Source organism: Tautonia sociabilis (assembly GCF_003977685.1).
Lineage (GTDB): Bacteria > Planctomycetota > Planctomycetia > Isosphaerales > Isosphaeraceae > Tautonia > Tautonia sociabilis.
Genome location: NZ_RYZH01000026.1, coordinates 57,907 through 76,008, shown reverse-complemented (window position 1 = coordinate 76,008; position 18,102 = coordinate 57,907). Strand labels below are relative to the sequence as shown.

11 protein-coding genes are annotated in these 18,102 nt (G+C 72.7%); 7 read left to right on the top strand and 4 right to left on the bottom strand.

Going from position 1 to position 18,102, the window contains the following annotated elements:
* Positions 1-152 precede the first annotated feature (152 nt).
* The 5 genes from TsocGM_RS14220 (at position 153) to TsocGM_RS14200 (ending at position 6,508) form a co-directional block, all read left to right on the top strand.
* Entirely contained in the window at positions 153-1,343 is a 1,191-nt protein-coding gene (locus tag TsocGM_RS14220; RefSeq protein WP_233578880.1) for an ABC transporter permease, read from the top strand.
* 117 nt (positions 1,344-1,460) lie between these two features.
* The gene (locus tag TsocGM_RS14215) at positions 1,461-2,216 is read left to right on the top strand and encodes an SIMPL domain-containing protein (RefSeq protein WP_126726131.1); all 756 of its coding nucleotides are present in this window, start codon (positions 1,461-1,463) and stop codon (positions 2,214-2,216) included.
* A 309-nt stretch (positions 2,217-2,525) separates the two neighbouring features.
* Positions 2,526-4,073 carry an oligosaccharide flippase family protein gene (locus TsocGM_RS14210; RefSeq protein WP_233578878.1) on the top strand — a complete coding sequence of 516 codons (1,548 nt, stop codon included), beginning with the start codon at positions 2,526-2,528 and terminating at the stop codon, positions 4,071-4,073.
* A 161-nt stretch (positions 4,074-4,234) separates the two neighbouring features.
* The gene (locus TsocGM_RS14205) at positions 4,235-4,819 is read left to right on the top strand and encodes a thioredoxin family protein (RefSeq protein WP_199756789.1); all 585 of its coding nucleotides are present in this window, start codon (positions 4,235-4,237) and stop codon (positions 4,817-4,819) included.
* Positions 4,820-5,113: 294 nt separating this feature from the next.
* A complete protein-coding gene (locus TsocGM_RS14200; RefSeq protein WP_126726130.1) occupies positions 5,114-6,508 on the top strand; it encodes a sulfatase in 1,395 nt (464 codons plus the stop codon).
* 165 nt (positions 6,509-6,673) lie between these two features.
* Here TsocGM_RS14200 and TsocGM_RS27650 read toward each other — a convergent pair whose 3' ends face one another.
* From TsocGM_RS27650 to TsocGM_RS14180, 4 genes are all read right to left on the bottom strand, one after another.
* Positions 6,674-8,914 carry a mechanosensitive ion channel domain-containing protein gene (locus tag TsocGM_RS27650; protein WP_126726129.1) on the bottom strand — a complete coding sequence of 747 codons (2,241 nt, stop codon included), beginning with the start codon at positions 8,912-8,914 and terminating at the stop codon, positions 6,674-6,676.
* 429 nt (positions 8,915-9,343) lie between these two features.
* Entirely contained in the window at positions 9,344-10,705 is a 1,362-nt protein-coding gene (locus TsocGM_RS14190; RefSeq protein WP_126726128.1) for an O-antigen polymerase, read from the bottom strand.
* Positions 10,706-10,979: 274 nt separating this feature from the next.
* Positions 10,980-11,966, bottom strand: a complete 987-nt coding sequence (locus tag TsocGM_RS14185; protein ID WP_158633564.1) for an FkbM family methyltransferase — start codon at positions 11,964-11,966, stop codon at positions 10,980-10,982.
* Between the two features lie 385 nt (positions 11,967-12,351).
* Positions 12,352-14,325: a polysaccharide biosynthesis protein gene (locus TsocGM_RS14180; protein WP_233578871.1), complete on the bottom strand. Its 1,974-nt coding sequence runs from the start codon at positions 14,323-14,325 to the stop codon at positions 12,352-12,354.
* Between the two features lie 270 nt (positions 14,326-14,595).
* Between TsocGM_RS14180 and TsocGM_RS14175 the strand changes: the two genes are divergently transcribed.
* Together TsocGM_RS14175 and TsocGM_RS14170 are read left to right on the top strand one after the other, a co-directional pair.
* Positions 14,596-15,123, top strand: a complete 528-nt coding sequence (locus TsocGM_RS14175) for a hypothetical protein (protein ID WP_126726126.1) — start codon at positions 14,596-14,598, stop codon at positions 15,121-15,123.
* Positions 15,124-15,396: 273 nt separating this feature from the next.
* Entirely contained in the window at positions 15,397-18,081 is a 2,685-nt protein-coding gene (locus TsocGM_RS14170; protein WP_126726125.1) for an O-antigen ligase family protein, read from the top strand.
* Positions 18,082-18,102: the final 21 nt, after the last annotated feature.

Sequence of the window (18,102 nt, the reverse complement as noted above, 5' to 3'; positions counted from 1 at the left end):
CCCCTCGGGGGCGTGGGAGCCGGCGGTGCCAGACTGGGCGCCCCGTTCGGGGGACGCGGTCGGGCGGGGCAATAGCGGGCCGGGCGGGGCTCGGCTAGGATGGGGCGAAACCGATCGGGGAGGGGCGAGGGGCTCGACCGGGGAGGGTGCAGGTGGCGACCGAGGGGCAGGCGAAGGCGACGGCGGCCGGCACGGCCGGCGGCCAGGGCGCGGCGATGCGGGTGCGGGGGACGTTGGGGTGGGCGTGGACGGTGCTCGGGCCGTTCGTTGGTCTGGTGCTGATCGTCCTGCTGTTTGCCTGGCTGACGAGCGACTCCGGCGCGTTCATGACCGCCTACAACTGGCGGACGATCGCCGTGCAGTCGGTGATCGTGGGCACGGCGGCCCTGGGCATGACCCTGATCATGATCGTCGGCGGCATCGACCTGTCGGTCGGCTCGATGGTGGCGCTGGTGACGGTGGCGGTCGCGTGCCTGGCCAACGGCTTCGAGCTCGATCCGTCGAACCTGCCGTCGGCCCTGGGGGGGGACCTGCTCCGGAGGCTGATCGGCGGCCCGGTCTCGGTGCCGGCGGTGCCCTTGCCGGCGGCGATGGCGCTGGGGGTGGTGCTGGGAGGGCTCTGCGGCCTGCTCAACGGGGGGCTGATCACCCGATTGGGGGTGGTGCCGTTCATCGTCACCCTGGGCACGATGAAGGTGTTCCGGGGCCTGGCGAAGTGGTCGGCCGGGAGCACGTCGGTTTACATTGACGAGGGGAGCAAGCCGGGCTGGTTTCGAGGCCTGCTCGCGACGGACGCCGGGCTGCCCGAGGGGCTCGACCGCCAGCTCGGCCGGCTGCCGGGGCCGATCGGAGAGGTGCTGCGCGAGGTGGGCCGCCTGGCGCCGGGGGTCTGGATTCTGCTGGTGCTGAGCGTCCTGATCGCGACGATGCTGCGGTACAGCCTGCTGGGGAGGCACTCCTACGCGGTCGGCTCGAACGAGGCGACCGCCCGGCTCTGCGGCCTGAACGTGCCGGGGATCAAGCTGGCGGTCTTCGGCATCGCCGGCCTGCTGGCGGGCCTGGCCGGGGTGATGCAGTTCACCTACCTCGGCGGCACCGGCGACCCGACGACGGCCGAGGGGCTGGAGTTGCAGGTCATCGCCGCGGTGGTCATTGGCGGCGGCAGCCTCGCCGGGGGTGAGGGGAAGGTGCTGGGCACCCTGATCGGGGTCCTGATCATGTCGGTGCTCAACAACGGCAGCGTTCACGCCGGGCTGCCGAACCCGACGCAGGACATCATCATCGGCATCATCATCGTCGCCGCCGTGACGCTCGACCGGCTCCGGCACCGGGCAGAAGGCTAAGGGGCCGGGCTCCTCGGGCGTTTTCTGGTTGTGGGGAAAATCGGCCGGGGGCTGTCGCCCCGGAGGGGCCGATTTCGAGAGATCTGGGTCCGGATCCCGCCAACAGGAGCGCCCGAGATGCGATCGGAGTTGACGATCCCGGCGATGGCCTTCGCCTTCGCCCTGTTCGGAATGACCCTGGCGAGCGTTGCCCAGGAGGACGGCATGAGCGATCGGAGCACCGTGTCGGTCTCCGGCGAGGGCCGGATCTCGGCGGCGCCGGATGTGGCGGACATCAGCGTTGGCGTCGTCACCGAGGCCGAGACGGCCCGGGACGCCCTTTCGAGCAACAACCGAGCGATGGCCTCCCTGACCGAGCAGCTCAAGCAGAAGGGCGTGGCCGCCAAGGACATCCAGACCACCAACATCAACCTGAGCCCGAAGTACTCCCAGCCCTCCCCCCGGCCGCCGGGCCAGCCGGGCTTCCAGGAGTCGTTCACCCCCCGGATCGTCGGCTACAGCGTGGTCAACTCGGTGCGCGTCACGGTGCGGGACCTGCGGAAGCTGGGCGAATTGCTCGACGCGGTGGTGACCGCCGGGGCGAACCAGATGAACGGCATCAGCTTCCGGGTCGAGCGGTCGGAGACGCTGCTGGACGAGGCCCGCAAGCGGGCCGTGGCCGAGGCGAGGAGGAAGGCCGAGCAGCTTTGCGGAGAGCTGGGAGTGGTGCTGGGGGCTCCGGTCCAGGTCGTTGAGGGAGGCGGCTTCATCCCTCCGCCGCAGCCGATGATGGCCCGGGCGATGATGGCCGCCGAGGCGGTCCCGGTCTCGCCGGGGGAGCAGGAGCTGAGCGTCTCGGTCCAGGTCGTCTTCGAGATCCGTCCCCCCGAGTGACCCGAGGGGGCGGTTGACATCCTTGTCTTGGTGTTCAAGTCGGGGGCGGCTGCGGGCCGAAGCTTCGATTGACGGTCGGGCCGGCCGGCCCTAGGATGCCCGAATCGCGTCCCGAACCGGCCGGTCCCGAGTCGAATCGAGTCGAATCAGACCCGATCCCCGCCGGACGGTCGGAGCGAGCCCCGGGACACCGGCCGGATCCGGCCCCCCGACGTGTCGGGGGGCCCGGCCAGTTCCCGGAGCTCGAGCGAACCCGACGGGCGTCCCAGGGAAGGTTGCCGCCCGGCCTACAGGGAAGTGCGATCGCGCATGCCCAGCACGTCGAGTTCGCCGAGAAGCGCCCGACCGCTCCGAGCGGCCCCAGCGGCCCCCTCCCCCGGGAAGGACTGGCCCGTCGCGGCCCCCTCCCCCTCCTCGGACGCCCCCGATCCCTCCTCCCGGGAGGGCTCGAGGAGGATCGCCTCGAACTTCGCGGCCCTGAGCGTCGCGGAGGTGGCCTGCCGGGCGATCTCGATGGTCGTCACGCTGGCCCTGGCCCAGCGGCTCGGCCGGGCCGGCTACGGCCGGGTCGAATTCTCGTTTAATGTCGTCTTCTGGCTGGTCCTGCTGGTGCGGGAGGGCCTGGACGTCATCGCCACCCGGGAGATCGCCCGCCACCCCCGGCTCATCCGACCGCTGGTCAACCACATCCTGGCCATCCGGGGATGCCTGGCGGCGGCGCTGCTGACCGGCCTGGTCGCCGTGGGGGTCGCCTGCTTCTCCGAGCCGACCGAGCGGCTGATCCTGGCCCTCTACGGCCTGATGCTGCTGACCACCGCCATCGGGCTCGACTTCGTCTACCGGGGGCTGGAGCGAATGGGCCTGGTGGCCGTCTCGCTGCTGATCCGGACGGCGATCTACGCCGTCGGCGTCGGCCTGCTGGTGAGCGACGCCTCCCGGATCGCGTGGGTGCCGATCTGCCTGGTGGGGGGGGAGCTGTGCGGGATCGCCCTGGTCTGGGGGTTCTACGTCCGCTCCCACGGTCTGCCGAGGCCGACCCTGCGCGCTTCCCGGGCGATGCGGACGATCATCCGACGGGGGAGGCCGGTCTACCTGATCCAGATCTCCCAGGCGGTGATCGGCTCGGCCGACCTGCTGGTGGTCGGGGTGCTCAGCCAGTGGGCCGACGTCGGCCTGTACGGGGCGCCGCACCGGGTCGTCTCGGCGGTGCTGACCTTCGGGATCATCTTTCGCCAGGTCGTCTTCCCGATGCTGGCGAGGACCTGGCGCTCCTCGGCCTCCGAAGGGAGAAAGGCGCTGGACGGCATGGTCCGGGTGCTGATGCTCGGGCTCCTGCCGGTGGCCGTTGGGGCCTCGGTGCTGGCCGAGCCGCTGATCGCCCTGCTGCTGGGTCCCGAGTACCGGGGGGCGGGGCTGTTGCTGGCGGTCGGGGCCTGGCGGATCCCCCTGCTGACGCTGGCCTTCCTGTACCAGACGGCGCTGATCGCCCTGAACCGGGAGGCGGCCGGGGTCCGGATGCTGATCGGGGCGGCGATCCTCGTCGCCCCGCTGACGGCGGCGCTTCGGCTGCAATTCGGGCTGGTCGGGGCGTCGGCGTCGGTGGTGGTCGTCGGCCTGACGCTGACGGCCTGCGGCTATCGCCGGCTGGCGGTCGAGGGCAGGGCGCCGGCCTGGCACCACCACCTGGGCCCGCCGCTGCTGGCCTCGGCGGCGATGGTGCCCGCCTGCCTGCTGCTGGCCCGCTGGCACGTGCTGCCGGCGGTGGCCGGGGGGGCGGCGGCCTACCTGCTGGTGCTGGCCGCGCTGAAGGCCTTGCCGATGGCCGAGATCCGGACGCTCCTCCGCGGCCGGGGCTGATCGCTCGGGCCCGATCGCGGTTCGATCCTCCCTACCACCTCCCCGATCGGGGCGTTACCCTGGGCCGAAGCCGGTCGGCGGTCCCCCTCTCCTCGCGACCTCCCGGCCGGATCGGATTGCATCGTCCCCAAGGACGACCACCCAGCCAAGGAGCGCGCACCGTGGCCCTGACCCCCTCGACCATGCTCCCCCTGGGCACCCCCGCCCCCGACTTCGCCCTGCCCGACACCGACGGCAAGACGGTCCGCCTGGCCGATTTCGCCGGCGCGCCGGCCCTGGTCGTGGCCTTCATCTGCAACCACTGCCCCTACGTCAAGCACGTCCGGCACGCCTTCCGAGACCTGGCCGAGGAGCTCCAGGGCCAAGGCGTCGCCGTGGTCGCCATCAGCGCCAACGACGTGACCTCCCACCCCGACGACTCCCCCGAGAAGATGGCCGAGGAGAAGGCGAGCGTCGGCTACACCTTCCCCTACCTCTACGACGAGAGCCAGGCCGTCGCCAAGGCCTACCGGGCCGCCTGCACGCCTGACTTCTACGTCTTCGACCGCGACCGTCGCCTGGCCTACCGCGGCCAGCTCGACGACAGCCGGCCGGGCAACGACATCCCCCCTTCCGGGAAGGACCTGAGGGCCGCCGTCGCGGCGGTCCTCGCCGGCCGGCCGGCTCCCGCCGAGCAGAAGCCGAGCATCGGCTGCAACATCAAGTGGAAGCCCGGCCAGGAGCCGGACTACGCCGGAGGCGCCTGACGCCCGGTTCGGATCGAGCCGTCGGGAATCGGTCGAGCAACTCGCGAGCAACCGCCAGGGCCGGCGTCCTCCCCCGGATGCTCCGGGAAGCGGCGCCGCCGTTCCCCTCGGCCTCGATCGAGGCGTTCCGGCCCGGCAGGTTCCGGCGGAGCGCCTCCGGGCCGACGGCGGGCCTGCCGTCCGGAATCGGGCTCGATCGCGATCGGCCCCCGGCCTCGATCCGAGTCCCGACCGGCGGACCCGGGAGAGGTCCCCTCAACAGCCCCGAAGCCTCCAGGATCGAGGACCCTCGCCATGCCGCCGCATCGGCTCCTTCCGCTCTGCCTGCTCGCCCTGCTTGCCGCCCCTCCGGCCTCGATCGCCGGCGACCGGCCGCCGAACCTCGTCATCATCCTGATCGACGACCTCGGCTGGACCGACCTCGGCTGCTTCGGCAGCGACCTGTACGAGACGCCGAACCTCGACCGCCTCGCCTCGGAGGGAATGCGGTTCACCGCCTCCTACGCCGCGTGTACCGTCTGCTCCCCCTCCCGGGCGGCGATCATGACCGGCAAGTCTCCGGCCCGGTTGCACCTGACCGACTGGATCCACGGCCACAACCGTCCCGACGCCCCGCTGCTGCCCCCCGACTGGACGGAAGCCCTCCCCGAGGGCGAGATCACCATCGCCGAGGCCCTCCAGCCCGCCGGCTACGCCTCGGCCAGCATCGGCAAGTGGCACCTGGGAGACGACCCCCGGCACTGGCCGGATCGCCAGGGGTTCGACCGCAACATCGCCGGCTTCGGCATGGGATCTCCGCCGAGCTACTTCTCCCCCTACCGGATCCCGACCCTCGACGACGGCCCCGACGGTGAGTACCTCACCGATCGCCTCGCCGATGAGGCCGTCCGCTTCATCGAGGCGAACAGGGACCGGCCGTTCCTACTCTACCTGCCGCATTACGCGGTCCATACGCCCTTGCAGGCGAAAGCACCGCTGGTCGAGCGTTACCGGGCGAAGCTTACGCCTGGATCGCGGCACGACAACCCGGTCTACGCGGCGATGGTCCACAGCATGGACGAGGCCGTCGGCCAGGTCGTCGGCGCGATCGACCGGCTCGGGATCGCCGAGGAGACCCTCATCGTCTTCACCTCCGACAACGGCGGCCTGGAGCTGCGCGACATCACCGACAACTTCCCGCTCCGGGCCGGGAAGGGCTCGGCCTACGAGGGGGGCGTCCGGGTGCCGATGATCGCCCGGTGGCCGGGGGTCGTCCCGCCGGGGACAACCTGCGACGAGCCGGTCATCGGCACCGACCTGTTCGCCACGGCGCTGGAGGTCTCCGGCGTCGGCGGCTTCGCCGATCTGCCCGACTCCAGGTCCCTCGCCCCCCTGCTCCGGGATCCCGACGCCTCCCTCGACCGGGACGCCCTCTACTGGCACTACCCCCACTACCACCCCGGCGGCGCCTCCCCCTACTCCGCCATCCGAGCCGGCGACTGGCGGCTCGTCGAGTTCTTCGAGGACGGCCGGGTCGAGCTGTACCACCTGGCCGAGGACGTCGGCGAGCAGCGCGATCTCGCCTCGGCCCTGCCCGAGAAGGCGAAGCAGCTGCACGACCTCCTGGTTTCCTGGCGGGAGTCGGTCGGGGCGCAGTTGCCGAGGCCGAACCCGAAGGCCGGCCCCCGGGCTTCCGAGACGGGTCGCTGAGCGGTCTGCCTTCGGCGAACCGAGGGAGGGATCACCACCGGGGGGCGAACCCGAGTTGCCGGCGCCGGCCGGGAGCGCCGAGCCGGTCCGGGGAGGCCCCCCCGGTTTCGAGAGAAGCCAGCAGGGCGGCGACGACCGCCGCCGGGTCGATCCATCGGCGATCAATCAATGCGCCTGGCCGTTGCCGTCGCCTCCCCCGGCGACGGAGCGGGCGGCCTGGCCGGCGTCGGCGACGAGGTGGGCGAGCCCCTCGTCGTCGGTCCGGTGGTAGACCGTCCGGTGCGGGAACGGGATCTCGATGCCCAGTTCGTCGAACCGCTTCTTCAGGCGGCGGAGCAGCTCTCGCTTGACCATCCACTGCTGAAGCGGCCGGGTCTTGATGAAGAACTTGATGATCACGGCCGAGTCGGCGAAGGCGTCGACGCCGAGCATCGTCGGATCCTCGAGGATCAGGGGGCGGAACCTCGGGTCCTGGCGCAGGTCCTTCCCCACCTCCAGGATCACCTCCATCACGCGGTCGACGTCCTCCTTGTAGGAGACGCCGATCTCGAACAGGGCGCGCGACCAGCCGTGCGTCATGTTGATCACCGCGGTGACCTGGCCGTTGGGGATGAAGTGCAGGTTCCCCTCCAGGTCTCTCAGCGCGGTCATGCGGAGGGTGATCCGCTCGACCTGGCCTGAGTGGTCGTTGATCTTCACCACGTCGTTGAGCTTGTACTGATTCTCCAGCAAGATCATGAACCCATAGAAAAAATCTGACACAAGATTCTGAGCCCCGAAGCTGATGGCCAGGCCGAGCACGGCGGCGCCGCCGAGGATCGGGGCGATCGGCACGCCGGCCTGGTCCAGGGCCATGATCCCGGCGCCGATGACAATGACGGCCGAGGCGGCGTTGTGGAACACGCTGACCAGCGTGTTGGCCCGGTCCTCGCGTTCGGTCTGCGTCCCCCGGTTGCTCCTCCGGGCGATCATGGATGCGGCTCGGCCGGAGAAGCGGTTGATCAGGCCGATCAGCAGGGCGGCACCGACGAGGATGGCCAGGATGCCCGGCCCCCTGGTGAGGGCCCATCGCGAGAGGTTGCGGGGGGAGAACGGATTGCTGGCCTGCTGGAGTGACTCTCGGGCCATCTCCAACTCGCGCCGAGCGGCGGCGGCTTCGCGGAGCACGGCCATCCGGGCCTCGAGAATCACATCCCGCTCGTCTCGGAGCTCTTCCAGGCGGCCGGTGCGGTCGCGAACCTCGGCGGTCGCCTGGCGGACGGCCCGTTCGGCCTCGGCGATCCGGTCCCGGAGGGGACGCAGTTCGGCCTCCGCGGCGCCTTCCAGGGCCTTGGTCTGGAACTCGGCGGCCAGCAGATCTCGGGTTTGCCGGGCGTTGTCGGCCTTGCGCTGGGCGTTGGTCAGTTGCTCCCGAACGGTGTCGAGGTTGCGGTCGATCAGTGCGAGCCGTTCCTCCAGGGAGCGGGCCCGGCGCTCGGCCTGGGCCGCGGCCTCGGACCGCTGCTCGACCTCCTGCTCGGCCCGGACGACCTCCTCGCTCTTGGCCGGAGGAGTGGCGGGAGGATCGGCGTCCGGGGGGGGCGTTCCGAAGGCCGCCGGCGCCGTCGATCCGAGAGGAGCCGGAATCGTCGGCTCGGCGGCGGAGGGCGAGCTCGCTTCGGAGGAAGCCGGGGCCGTCGGCTCGGGAGAGGTCGGAGCTGGTGTTGCGGGAGCAGGCGATGGCGAGGAGGCCGGGCCGTCGGCGCTGGCCGGAGCGGGCTCGGTCCCGGCCGGAGCCTCGCCCAACAGTTCCCGGAGCCGGGCCTCGTCTTCGGCGATGGCGCGTTCGAGGATCGCGATCTGTTCGGCGGCGGCCTTGCGCTCCTGAATGGCCAGCTCGAACCGTTCCTTGGCCAGTTGTCGGCGCGTCTCCAGGTCCTTGAGTTTGTCTCCCAGGGTGCCGTCGTCGTCCTGGCCGGTGTCGACCGCCGCTTGCAGGGCCGCTTGTGTCTTGGCGAACTGCTGGTCGAGCGTGTTGAACTCCGCCTCGGCGCGGCGGTACTCGGAGTTCGGCCCGTCGTCGAGCTTCGCCTTCTGCTTCTCCAGTTCCTCCCGGTTGGCCCGGATGATCCGCTCCAGCCGGGCGACCTGCTCCGCCTCCCCCGGTTCCTGCCCCGTCCGGGAGAGCTCGGGGTCGACCGGGGCCTCGGCCGGGGCGGTCGGGCTGGCCCGGGAGGAGTCGTCGGCGGCGGGAGCCCCGGCGGCCGGAGCCCCGGCGGCCGGAGCCGGCTCCTGAGGGGCCTCCTGGCCGGGGGAGGCGTTGAGCCCCCCGGATTGGTAGAGCACCAGGCCGGTCAGCGCGACCGTCGCGCCAACGGCCCGGGCCGATCGGCTCGGGAGGCTCTCGCGTCGCTTCGAGCGGGCCATGAGTCTCGATTCCCTGGGGTTTGCGTCGCGATCCGTCACGGATTTCCCCGCTGGCGCTCTCGGGGACGACGGAAGGACGGCGATCGGGCCTCGGATCGCCGGCGCGAGGCGGCGTGCAGGTCCCGTGCCGACCGCTTCGGTTCGACGGCCTCCGGCGGCCCGGCGTCACGATTTCTCAGAAGGCCGCCGACGGGGGAAGGGCGGCGGGAGCGGCCTGTCGGGGGCCTCGGAAGCCGGCCGGAGATCCACGGGATCCGGAGTCCGGTGTCCCGGATTGTACCGCGATCGCTGCGAATCGGGGAGGGCAAGAGTCGAGCGGCAGGCAGGGACGTTGCGCTCTGGTTTGTGCTCGCTCGCTTGCGCGATAACCGATGGCGGCCCGCGCCGCCGCTCGACCACGGCGATCCCTCCGGTCCCAATGGCCTTTCCTCAGGAGGCAGTCGGACAGCCCTCTCCCGGGACGCTCCCGGCGAGCGCGGGGGAGGACGAGGAGCGAGGCCGGGCCGGCGCGGGGGACGGCGCCATCGCCGGGCGTCCCGGGAGGGATCGGGACTGGGCCCCGGCATAGATCGCGATGTAGACGGTGGCGAAGCAGACGACGTTGTATCGCATCGGGGACGAGATGAAGCTGAACAGCACCGCCACGTAGACGGTCGCCAGCACCGGCAGGGCCAGGACGCTCCCCGAGGCCATCCGGCGGTACGAGGCGCCCCCGACCAGGCCGATGGTGACCAGCGCCAGCAGCGAGCCGATCGGGGAGAAGTCGAGGATCAGGCCGTGCAGCGCCCCGTAGACGTTGGTCCAGACGCCCGGGGAGATCTCGAATTCCTCGGCGTAGGGCCGATCGGCGATCCCCAGCAGCGTGAAGGGGCCGGAAAAGGTCCAGGAGCCGAACTCGGCGGGAGGGAACCGCCCCCAGGAGCGCTCGAACCACTGGCAGAAGGTCGGGGCGTAGCCGAAGAACAGGTGCCGGATCTTCGGCCATTGTTCCAGCAGGTGGCCCGGGCGGATCGCCTCGGCGGCCAGGGCGATCAGGTCGCCGACGCTCCGCTCTCGGCCGGTCAGGCTGTAGCGGCAGGCGGCGGCCACGAAGACGCTGAGCACCAGCGCCGCCGCCGCCGCCGAGAGCAGCGCCAGCCGTCTTCCCGAGAACAGCCGGCTCCTCCCCCGATCGAGGAAGACCCGGGCCGAGAGGTACCCGGCGATCCAGTGCAAGATCGCCAGCAGCAGGATGGCTCGCTTGGTTGAGATGAACGTGGTCGCCGCCGCCGGCAACAGCGAGATCAGCGCCAGCGCCCACCAGCGCCGCCTCGGGTCGGCGGCCGCGGCCAGGCCGCAGAGGGCGGGGGTGGCGAACTGGGCGACGTAGATCGGCTTGAGCAGGGTCGGCACGTCGTCCTCGCCGTACCAGGAGACGCCGACGGTCGCCGTCCGGATCGCCAGGAAGGCCAGGCCGGCGACCGTCCCGGCCACGACCAGCGGCATCGCCGCCGGCAGGGGCAGCCTTCTCGCCCCCGAGCCGTCGCCGGCCGTCGCCGTCGCGTCCTGTTTCGGCCCCCCGGCGACTGCCTGGCCGACGAGATCCCCCAGCGCGAAGGCGACACACGAGAAGGCGACCCAGGCCAGCCCCACCGCCGGCACCTCCTTCGCCTGCGCTCCCAGCAGCGACGGCGCCGAGATCCCCAGCCAGACCATCGCCAGCAGCGCCGAGGGGGCCATCCAGCTCCCCGACGCCAGCCTCGACAGGGCCGCGACCCCCGCCAGTGTGGTCAGGGCCATGAGCGTCAGCATCGGTCATTCGCCCCGACGGGCTCCTCCGGGGTCGTCGTGTCGGCCTTCCCCCGACGATCTCGGCAGGGGGAGGGAAAACGAGGGATCGCGTGGCGGGCCTCCTCGGAAGCAGGAGGGCGGTCGGAAGGAAAAGGGCCGGGCCGGTCGCCGGGGAGTCGCCGGGCGTCGATTCGTCTCGGGCCGGAGGCAGGCTCCCGTCCTTGGCCGATCGTCGGCCCCGGTTCCCCGGGCCTGGTCGATCGGCCCTCCGGCGTCGGCCATCGGCCGACGGGCATCAGCCCTCTGCCGGAGCGATTCCCTTCCGCGAGATCGGCACCGGATCCGGCCGAAAAAGGCCGGGGCGTCGGGCGGCGATGAGGCCGTCGACGGAGTACGACTCGTGCAGGTCGGCCGAGGCGAGGATGGCGAAGCCGAGCGACCGCAGCCGATCGAGGCAGTCGCGATGCAGCTCGGCCGAATGGGTCGAGATGAAGACGTAATCAACCCGGCCCGATCGAAGCATGCGATCGGCGCCGTCGAGCATGTCGCGCTCGGCCCCCTGGATGTCGGCGTGGAGGACGGCCAGGCGGTCGATCCCCTTGCAATCGCAGAAGGCGTCGACGGTCACGACCGGCACCGGGCCGCCGGCCGGCTTGGGGCCGACCAGGGCGTTGGTGAAGTCGGCTCGAGCGCCGTTGAGCCGGAAGTTCGCCCGGCCGCAGGCGAGGTAGGTCGGATCCGGCTCGACGAGGAAGCAGCGGGCCTGCGGCACCTCCTTGTGGAACCAGAGCGAGTAAAAGCCCCAGTAGGCTCCCAGTTCGAGCATGGCGCCGGCGGGCTCGACGTGGCGGAGGACCTCGGCGAAGACGCGCTCCTCCTGCGGCTCGTGCACGCCCCGGTTGGCCATCACCAGGCCCATGTTCCCGGGGCCGTAGTAGCTTCGGCCGTAGACCTTCAGGCCGTTGTGCATGGTCAGGACGCCGTGGTCGAGCGTCCCCGAGCCGGGAACCCGGGGGATGGCGGCGTTGTCGGGGCAGGAGATCACATCGTCGATCCGGGCCCGCCAGTACTCGTCGGCCGGAGCGGGGGAGTCGGCCCCGCTGGCGAGGCTCGCCCGGTGCGCATTCCGGATGTAAAGCTCGGCGATCGCCCCCAGCGCCGGGCCGGGCAGCACCCCTCGCAGCGCCGACTTGACCCGGGAGGTGACCGGCCTCCTCGGCCGGGCCCCCCCTGGCCCGTTCCCCCGGGGTGCCGCGACTCCGGCCGACGGTGATCCTCGCATCGACGTTCCCTCCCAGGTGCGTTGTCCGGCCCCGGTGCTGCCGGCCTCTCCGACGGGGCCTCGAGCCGGGCCCTCTCCGACGACCATAAAGCGCCTCTCGGGGAAATCGGCCGAGGAGCGATCGCCTGGAGCCGGGGCGGAAGGCGGCCGGCCGAGGACGGGCCATCGAGGAGCGACGCGGTGGCAGGCGCGTCTTGGGGTCTCTCGGGGCCTCTCGGGGCCTCGGGCGGGCCGAGGGTTCGGCGCCATCGGCATCGGAAGCCTTCCGGGCTCGGGGGCGACTCGCCCCCTGGGTTTCCCGGCCCCGATCGACGGCGAAGGTCCAACCGGCATCAGCCCTTGCGTGCCGAGGGAGGAGGCGGCCGGCCTCCTCTCTCCGCCGTGCTCAGGCGGTCAGGGCCATCACGGCCGGGCTCGGCTCCCGGGGGGAGGGTCGAGCGGGGCGGGGGCGGAACTCGGGGAGGGCGGCGGCGAGGGCGGAGACGACGGCCTCGGGGGGGTGATCGAGCTGGCTGGCGAGCCGGTCGATCGTCGCGGAAACGGCCTCCGGGTCGGGGGGAGCGGAGCGGGCGACGAAGATCTTCGGGTGCCTCGTGGCGTCGAGCGGCTCGCCGGGGCCGTGCAGCTCCTCGAACAGCTTCTCGCCGGGGCGGAGCCCGGTGTAGGCGATCTCGATGTCGCCGTCGGAGAGGCCCGACAGGCGGATCAGGTCCCGGGCGAGGTCGACGATCCGAACCGGCCGGCCCATGTCGAGCACGAAGATCTCTCCCCCCCGGCCGAGGGCGCCGGCCTGGAGGACCAACTGCGAGGCCTCGGGGATGGTCATGAAATAGCGGGTCATCTCCGGATGCGTCACCGTGACCGGTCCCCCCCGCCGGATCTGCTCCTGGAAGGTGGGCACGACGCTGCCGTTGGACCCCAGCACGTTGCCGAACCGCACGGCCACCAGCCTCGTCCCCGACCGGGAGGCCCGGGATTGGACGTACAGCTCGGCCAGCCGCTTGGTCGCCCCCATCACGCTCGTCGGGTTGACGGCCTTGTCGGTCGAGATCAGGACCATCGCCTCGACGCCGGCCCGGATCGCCTCGTCGACGACCGTTCTCGTGCCGAGCACGTTGTTGGCCACCGCCGCCGCGGGGTTGGCCTCCATCATCGGCACGTGTTTGTGGGCCGCGGCGTGGAAGACGACCTCGGGCCGGTGCTCGTCGAGGACCAAACGCAGCCGGCAGGCGTCTCGGACGCTGGCGACCACCGGCACGATGACCGTCCCGGGGGCCAGCCCTCTGAGCTCGCGCTCGAGGTAGAACAGGCCGTTCTCGTTCGTGTCCAGCAGGACGATCCTCCTGGGGCCGAAGGCCAGCGCCTGCCGGCAGATTTCCGAGCCGATGCTGCCGGCCGCCCCCGTGACCAGCACCCCCTTGCCCGAGAGGAAGCGGCCGACCGAGGCGCCGACGAACCGCACCGGCTCTCGCCCCAGCAGGTCCTCGATGGCCACGTCCCTCGGCCGGACGCTCACCCTCCCCGAGAGCAGGGCGTCGACCCCGGGCACCACCTGAGCCCGCAGGCCGGCGGCGTTGCAGCCGTCGACCAGCTCCCGGACCTGTCTGGGGGGAACCGAGGGCGTGGGGATGAGCACCACCTCGGCCCGGCGCCGGGAGGCCAGCGCCTCGAGGCGGTCGGTGCCGCCGAGCACCCGAACTCCGGCCACGACCCTTCCGGCCGCCCTCGGCTCGTCGTCGACGATTCCGACCACGCGCAGGCCCAGCTCCGGCCGGCCCTGCACCGCCCGCACCAGCGCCGCCCCGGCCTCTCCGGCGCCGACGACCAGCGCCCGGGTCCCCCGGCCCGGCGTCAACAGCGGATAGTACCGCTCCCGGGCCATCCGAAGAGCCACCCTCGCCCCGCAGAGCAGCCCCACAGTCCCCAGGCCGTCGATGACCAGGACCGATCGGGGGACCCTCGGCCCCCCGAGGGAGGGCAGCAGCAGGGCGATCGCCGCGGCCAGCGAGCCGAGGCCGGCGCATTCGACCAGGGCGACCAGGTCCGCCAGCGCCGGCGTCCGCCACCAGCCTCGGTAGGTGCCCGTGGCCAGGACGGCCAGCAGCTTCAGCCCAACGACCAGGGGCAGCGTCGCCCGGGCCGAGGCGGCGACCACGGCCGGCACCCGGCCGTCGAACCGCAGGGCGAACGCCAAGACGTAGATCACCGCGAAGGCGGCGGCGTGCGCCGACAGCACGGCGGCGGCCCTCAGCATCGGGGAGCCGGCCGCGCTTCGGGCGCGGACCAAGATGCGGGCCTCGGCCCGGGCCGCCCGTCCCACCGGGCTGGCCGCCACCAGCCGGTCGTCTGCGATGCTCACTGGCTCATCCTCCGGTCGGTCATCCGGTCGTCCCTGGGAGTCTCCCGCCGGCCTGGCCCGGCCCGCCTGCCTCGTCGCTCCGGGGCCGGGAGCCGCGCGCTCCCCTCGAAGGTCCCTAGGATGAGAAGGTGTGAATGTCAACTTTCCCGTCCCGCGGACGCTCTCAGGACGCTTGGAGTGCGCATTTCTCCGAATCGGGGCCTAAGCTCCCGGCGGGAGATTCTCCGACCGGATCTTCCTCAGGGACCCACCCACGGAGGCAAACCACACATGCATCGCCGATTCGCCAAGTTCCTTGCCCTGATCGTGATGACCTCGGGGATCGGCCTGATCCCCGGGCAGTCCGCCCAGGCTCAGGCCCAGACCCCCGGCACCGGGACCGCCCAGCTGCAGCGGCAGCTTCAGTTTGTCCAGTTTCTGCTCAACGCCGAGACGAACCAGCTTCGCATCCAGGAGCGCCGGCTGGCCCAGGAGCAGGCGTTCGTCTCCCGGATCGACAGCATCACCCAGCGGATCCCCAGCAGCCTGCGGCAGGCTCGCCAGGTGATGTCGCTCTTCAACCAGGCCCGGCAGCAGCTCGCCCGCTTCCAGTTCCAGACCCAGCTGGGCAACGTCCGGCTGCTGACCGGTCAGTCCCGAATCGCCAGCCTGCTGGCCAATCTCTCCGAGTTGGCGCCGACCGACGCCCGGCTCATCCGGTTGGCCCAGCTTCAGGCGGCCCAGGGGCCTCGAGTGACGGCCGTGGTCACCGCCACGCCCGCCCAGCTGCTGACGCCCATCCCCTTCCCCGGCGCCTGAGCCGAGCCCGGCCCGGCCCGGCCGCAACGACCGGAGAGCCGGGCGTCGCGGCCTGTCCGCAAACCCGACCGCATCGCCCGCCCCTCGCCGATCCGGCGATCGCCGTTCCCCGCCGCGACGGGTTCTCCGTCAAGGCCGGCGGCCGTCCTCGGCGCGGGGCCTCCTTCGTCCTGATCGCCGGGGTTCCCCGGCCTCGGGTCGGAGACACTCGCCGGCCGGGCCCCGCCGCCGGCCATCACCCCCAACGCGCTCGATCAAGGAGAGTCTGAGCCGATGAGCGATCCCCTCGATCGTCGGCCGATGGCCGACCGCGCCGCTGAGGGCGTGGTGCTGGCCTCGGTCGCGCTGGCCCCCTGGGCGTTCGGATCCGTGGAAGCCTGGGCGGAATGGCTGCTCTACGCCGCCGCCGCGACGGCCGCGGTGCTCTCGGCGATCGGGGCCCGTCGCGAGGGCTGGCGCCGCCGACTGTGCTGCGCGCCGAGCCTGGCGCTGCTCGGCCTGGCCGCGCTGGCGGCGGCCCAGGCGGCCCCGATGCCCGAGGACGTGCTCCGTCGCGTCTCCCCCCCGGCGGCCGAAGACCGCGCCGAGCTGCTGCCGGACGGGCCCGTCCGGGTGCTGGGGGACGACTCCCCGGCCGTCTCCCCGGCGCCGGCGACGATCAGCCGGAACCCGGAGGCGACCCGGGACGTCGCCTGCCGGCTGCTGGCGGCCTGGCTGCTGCTCCAGGCGGTGCTGGGCCTTGGCGGCGGCTCGGCGACCTACCGGCGGTTCGGCGCCGTGGTGGCCGTCAACGCCGCGGCCCTGGCCGGCTTCGCTCTCGTCCAGGCCCTCACCTGGAACGGCAAGATCTTCTGGGTCCGCCCTTCCCCCATGCCCGAGAGCCACGGCTGGTACACCGGAGGCCCGTTCGTCTCTCACGGGCCGCTGGCGGCCTGGCTGAACCTGGGGCTCGGGCTGGCGATCGGCCTGATGCTGACCGGCTCGGCTTCGACGATCGGCCGATCCCGGGGGATCCGCCCGGGATGGGCCTACGCGGCGGGGCTGATCGCCTTCGGGGTGGTCGCCTCGCAGTCCCGGGGAGCGTTCGTCGGCATGATCGCCGCGACGGCCCTGCTGCTGGCCCGCTCCCGGGGACTGGGCCGACGCGCCTGGTTCAGCCTGGTGGGCCTGGCGGGCCTGGTGGTCGTGATGCTGGCGGCCCTGGGGTCGTCGTCTCCGCTGGTGCGGCTGGCCTCGATCCTCGACGCCGGCGCCTCCGGCTACTCCGTCCGGCTCGACCTCTGGCGGGCGGCCGCCGACTCCTGGCGATCGGCCCCGGTGCTGGGCCACGGCTTCGGCGCCTTTGAGCTGGCCGTCGCCCCTCGGCTCGACCGCGACCTCGGCCTCGTCTTCCGCCGGGCCGAGAACGAGTATCTGGACGTGCTCGTCGAGGGGGGCCTCGTTGGCCTCGGCCTGGCGATGCTGCTGGTCGGCTCGGTGGTGAGGCTCGGCCTGAGGGCGTGGCGATCGGAGCGGTCGTCGCCGGAAGGGGCGTCGGCGATGGTCCTCGGCGGCCTCTTCGGCCTGGTCGCGCTGCTGGTTCACTGCCTCGGCGACTTCAGCCCGCACATTCCCGGCCTCTCGATCGCGGCCCTGGCCCTCTGCGGGCACCTGGCGAGGCTCGGCCTGGCCTCGAGACCGGCCCCGGCCCCCGCCCCCGCCGGCCGCCGGTGCTCCCTCCCGTTCGCCATCCCGGGCCCGGTGGCCCGGCTGGCGGCGGCGGGAGCGGCCGGGGCGATCGGCCTGGCGCTGCTCGGCCACGGCTGGGAGCGGGTCCGGGCCGAGTCGGCGATGGCCAGGTCGGGCCTGCCGCTGGTCGAGCACGTCACCCGGCTCGACGGCGTGATCCCTCCCGAGCTGCCGGCCGACGACCTCTCCCGAGCCCGGGACGCCCTCCGCCGGGCCCTGGCTCGACGCCCCGACTGGGCCGCCGGCCACCTGCTGTTGGCCCGGGTCGAGCTGGGGCTCTACCGCTGCCAGGCGATCGACTGGATCCAGGCCGTCGCCGGAGGGAAGCTCGAGGGGGTCGAGATCCTCGCCGACCCGCTCTGGGTCCACGCGATGGCCCACGCCGACCCCGAGGACGGCGCCGGAGGCTTCGGCGATCCGATCGAACACGAGCCGGTGCGGAACCACCTCGTCCCCGCCGCCCGGTCCTTCCTAGAGGCGCTGCGCTGCGCCCCGAGACTGGCCGAGGCTCACGGCGGCCTGGCGGGCCTGGACTACCTGCTTGTCGGCGGGGACGGCGGCCGGACGCTCGCCTCCCGGGCCGAGCGGCTCGCCGGCGCCGACACCGACCTGCTCGGCCGGCTCGCCCGACTGGCCGCCCACCAGGGAGACGCCCGGGTCGCCTCCCGACGCTGGCGCCGGCTGCTGTCGATCGACCCCGAGGCGTGGGAGCCGGTCGCCCTCGCCGCCGCCGCCCTGCTCTCCCCCGACGAGATCCTCGACGAGGTCGTCCCCCCCGGCGACGGCCGCACCGCCCTTCGGTTCGCCGGCCTGCTGTTCGCCGAGGGGGGCGACCCGGCCTCCCGAGACCGCTTCCTCCGGGCCGCCGCGCAGTGGCTCCCGAAGGACGACCGGATCGCGCCGGCCGATCGGCTCGCGCTGGAGGCCGAGGCCTGGGCCGGGCTCGGCCGAACCGAAGAGGCGTCGCGATCCCTGGCCCGGTCGCTGGTGCTGGAGCCCGGCCGGCTCGACCGCAGGAGGACGCTGGTCGACGTGCTGATCACCCGCGGCGAACTCGACGAGGCCCGCCGCCAGGCCCAGGTCGGCCTGAGCTACCACCCCGGCGACCCCGTGCTCCGCCGAGCCATCGAGCAGGTGGCCGACCGGATCGCCCGGGGCGACTTCACCCGGGCCGACACGCCCGCCGCCGCTGCCGGCGATCGGGTCGCCCCGGCCGGGGACGTGTTGTAGGGTCCGGTCGGGGCGATCTCG

Excerpts from the sequence above, each read along its gene's own strand:
- TsocGM_RS14215 (WP_126726131.1), top strand. The coding sequence starts at position 1,461 with ATGCGATCGGAGTTGACGATCCCGGCGATGGCCTTCGCCTTCGCCCTG.
- TsocGM_RS14210 (WP_233578878.1), top strand. The coding sequence starts at position 2,526 with ATGCCCAGCACGTCGAGTTCGCCGAGAAGCGCCCGACCGCTCCGAGCG.
- TsocGM_RS14200 (WP_126726130.1), top strand. The coding sequence starts at position 5,114 with ATGCCGCCGCATCGGCTCCTTCCGCTCTGCCTGCTCGCCCTGCTTGCC.
- TsocGM_RS27650 (WP_126726129.1), bottom strand. The coding sequence starts at position 8,914 with ATGGCCCGCTCGAAGCGACGCGAGAGCCTCCCGAGCCGATCGGCCCGG.
- TsocGM_RS14190 (WP_126726128.1), bottom strand. The coding sequence starts at position 10,705 with ATGCTGACGCTCATGGCCCTGACCACACTGGCGGGGGTCGCGGCCCTG.
- TsocGM_RS14185 (WP_158633564.1), bottom strand. The coding sequence starts at position 11,966 with ATGCGAGGATCACCGTCGGCCGGAGTCGCGGCACCCCGGGGGAACGGG.
- TsocGM_RS14175 (WP_126726126.1), top strand. The coding sequence starts at position 14,596 with ATGCATCGCCGATTCGCCAAGTTCCTTGCCCTGATCGTGATGACCTCG.
- TsocGM_RS14170 (WP_126726125.1), top strand. The coding sequence starts at position 15,397 with ATGAGCGATCCCCTCGATCGTCGGCCGATGGCCGACCGCGCCGCTGAG.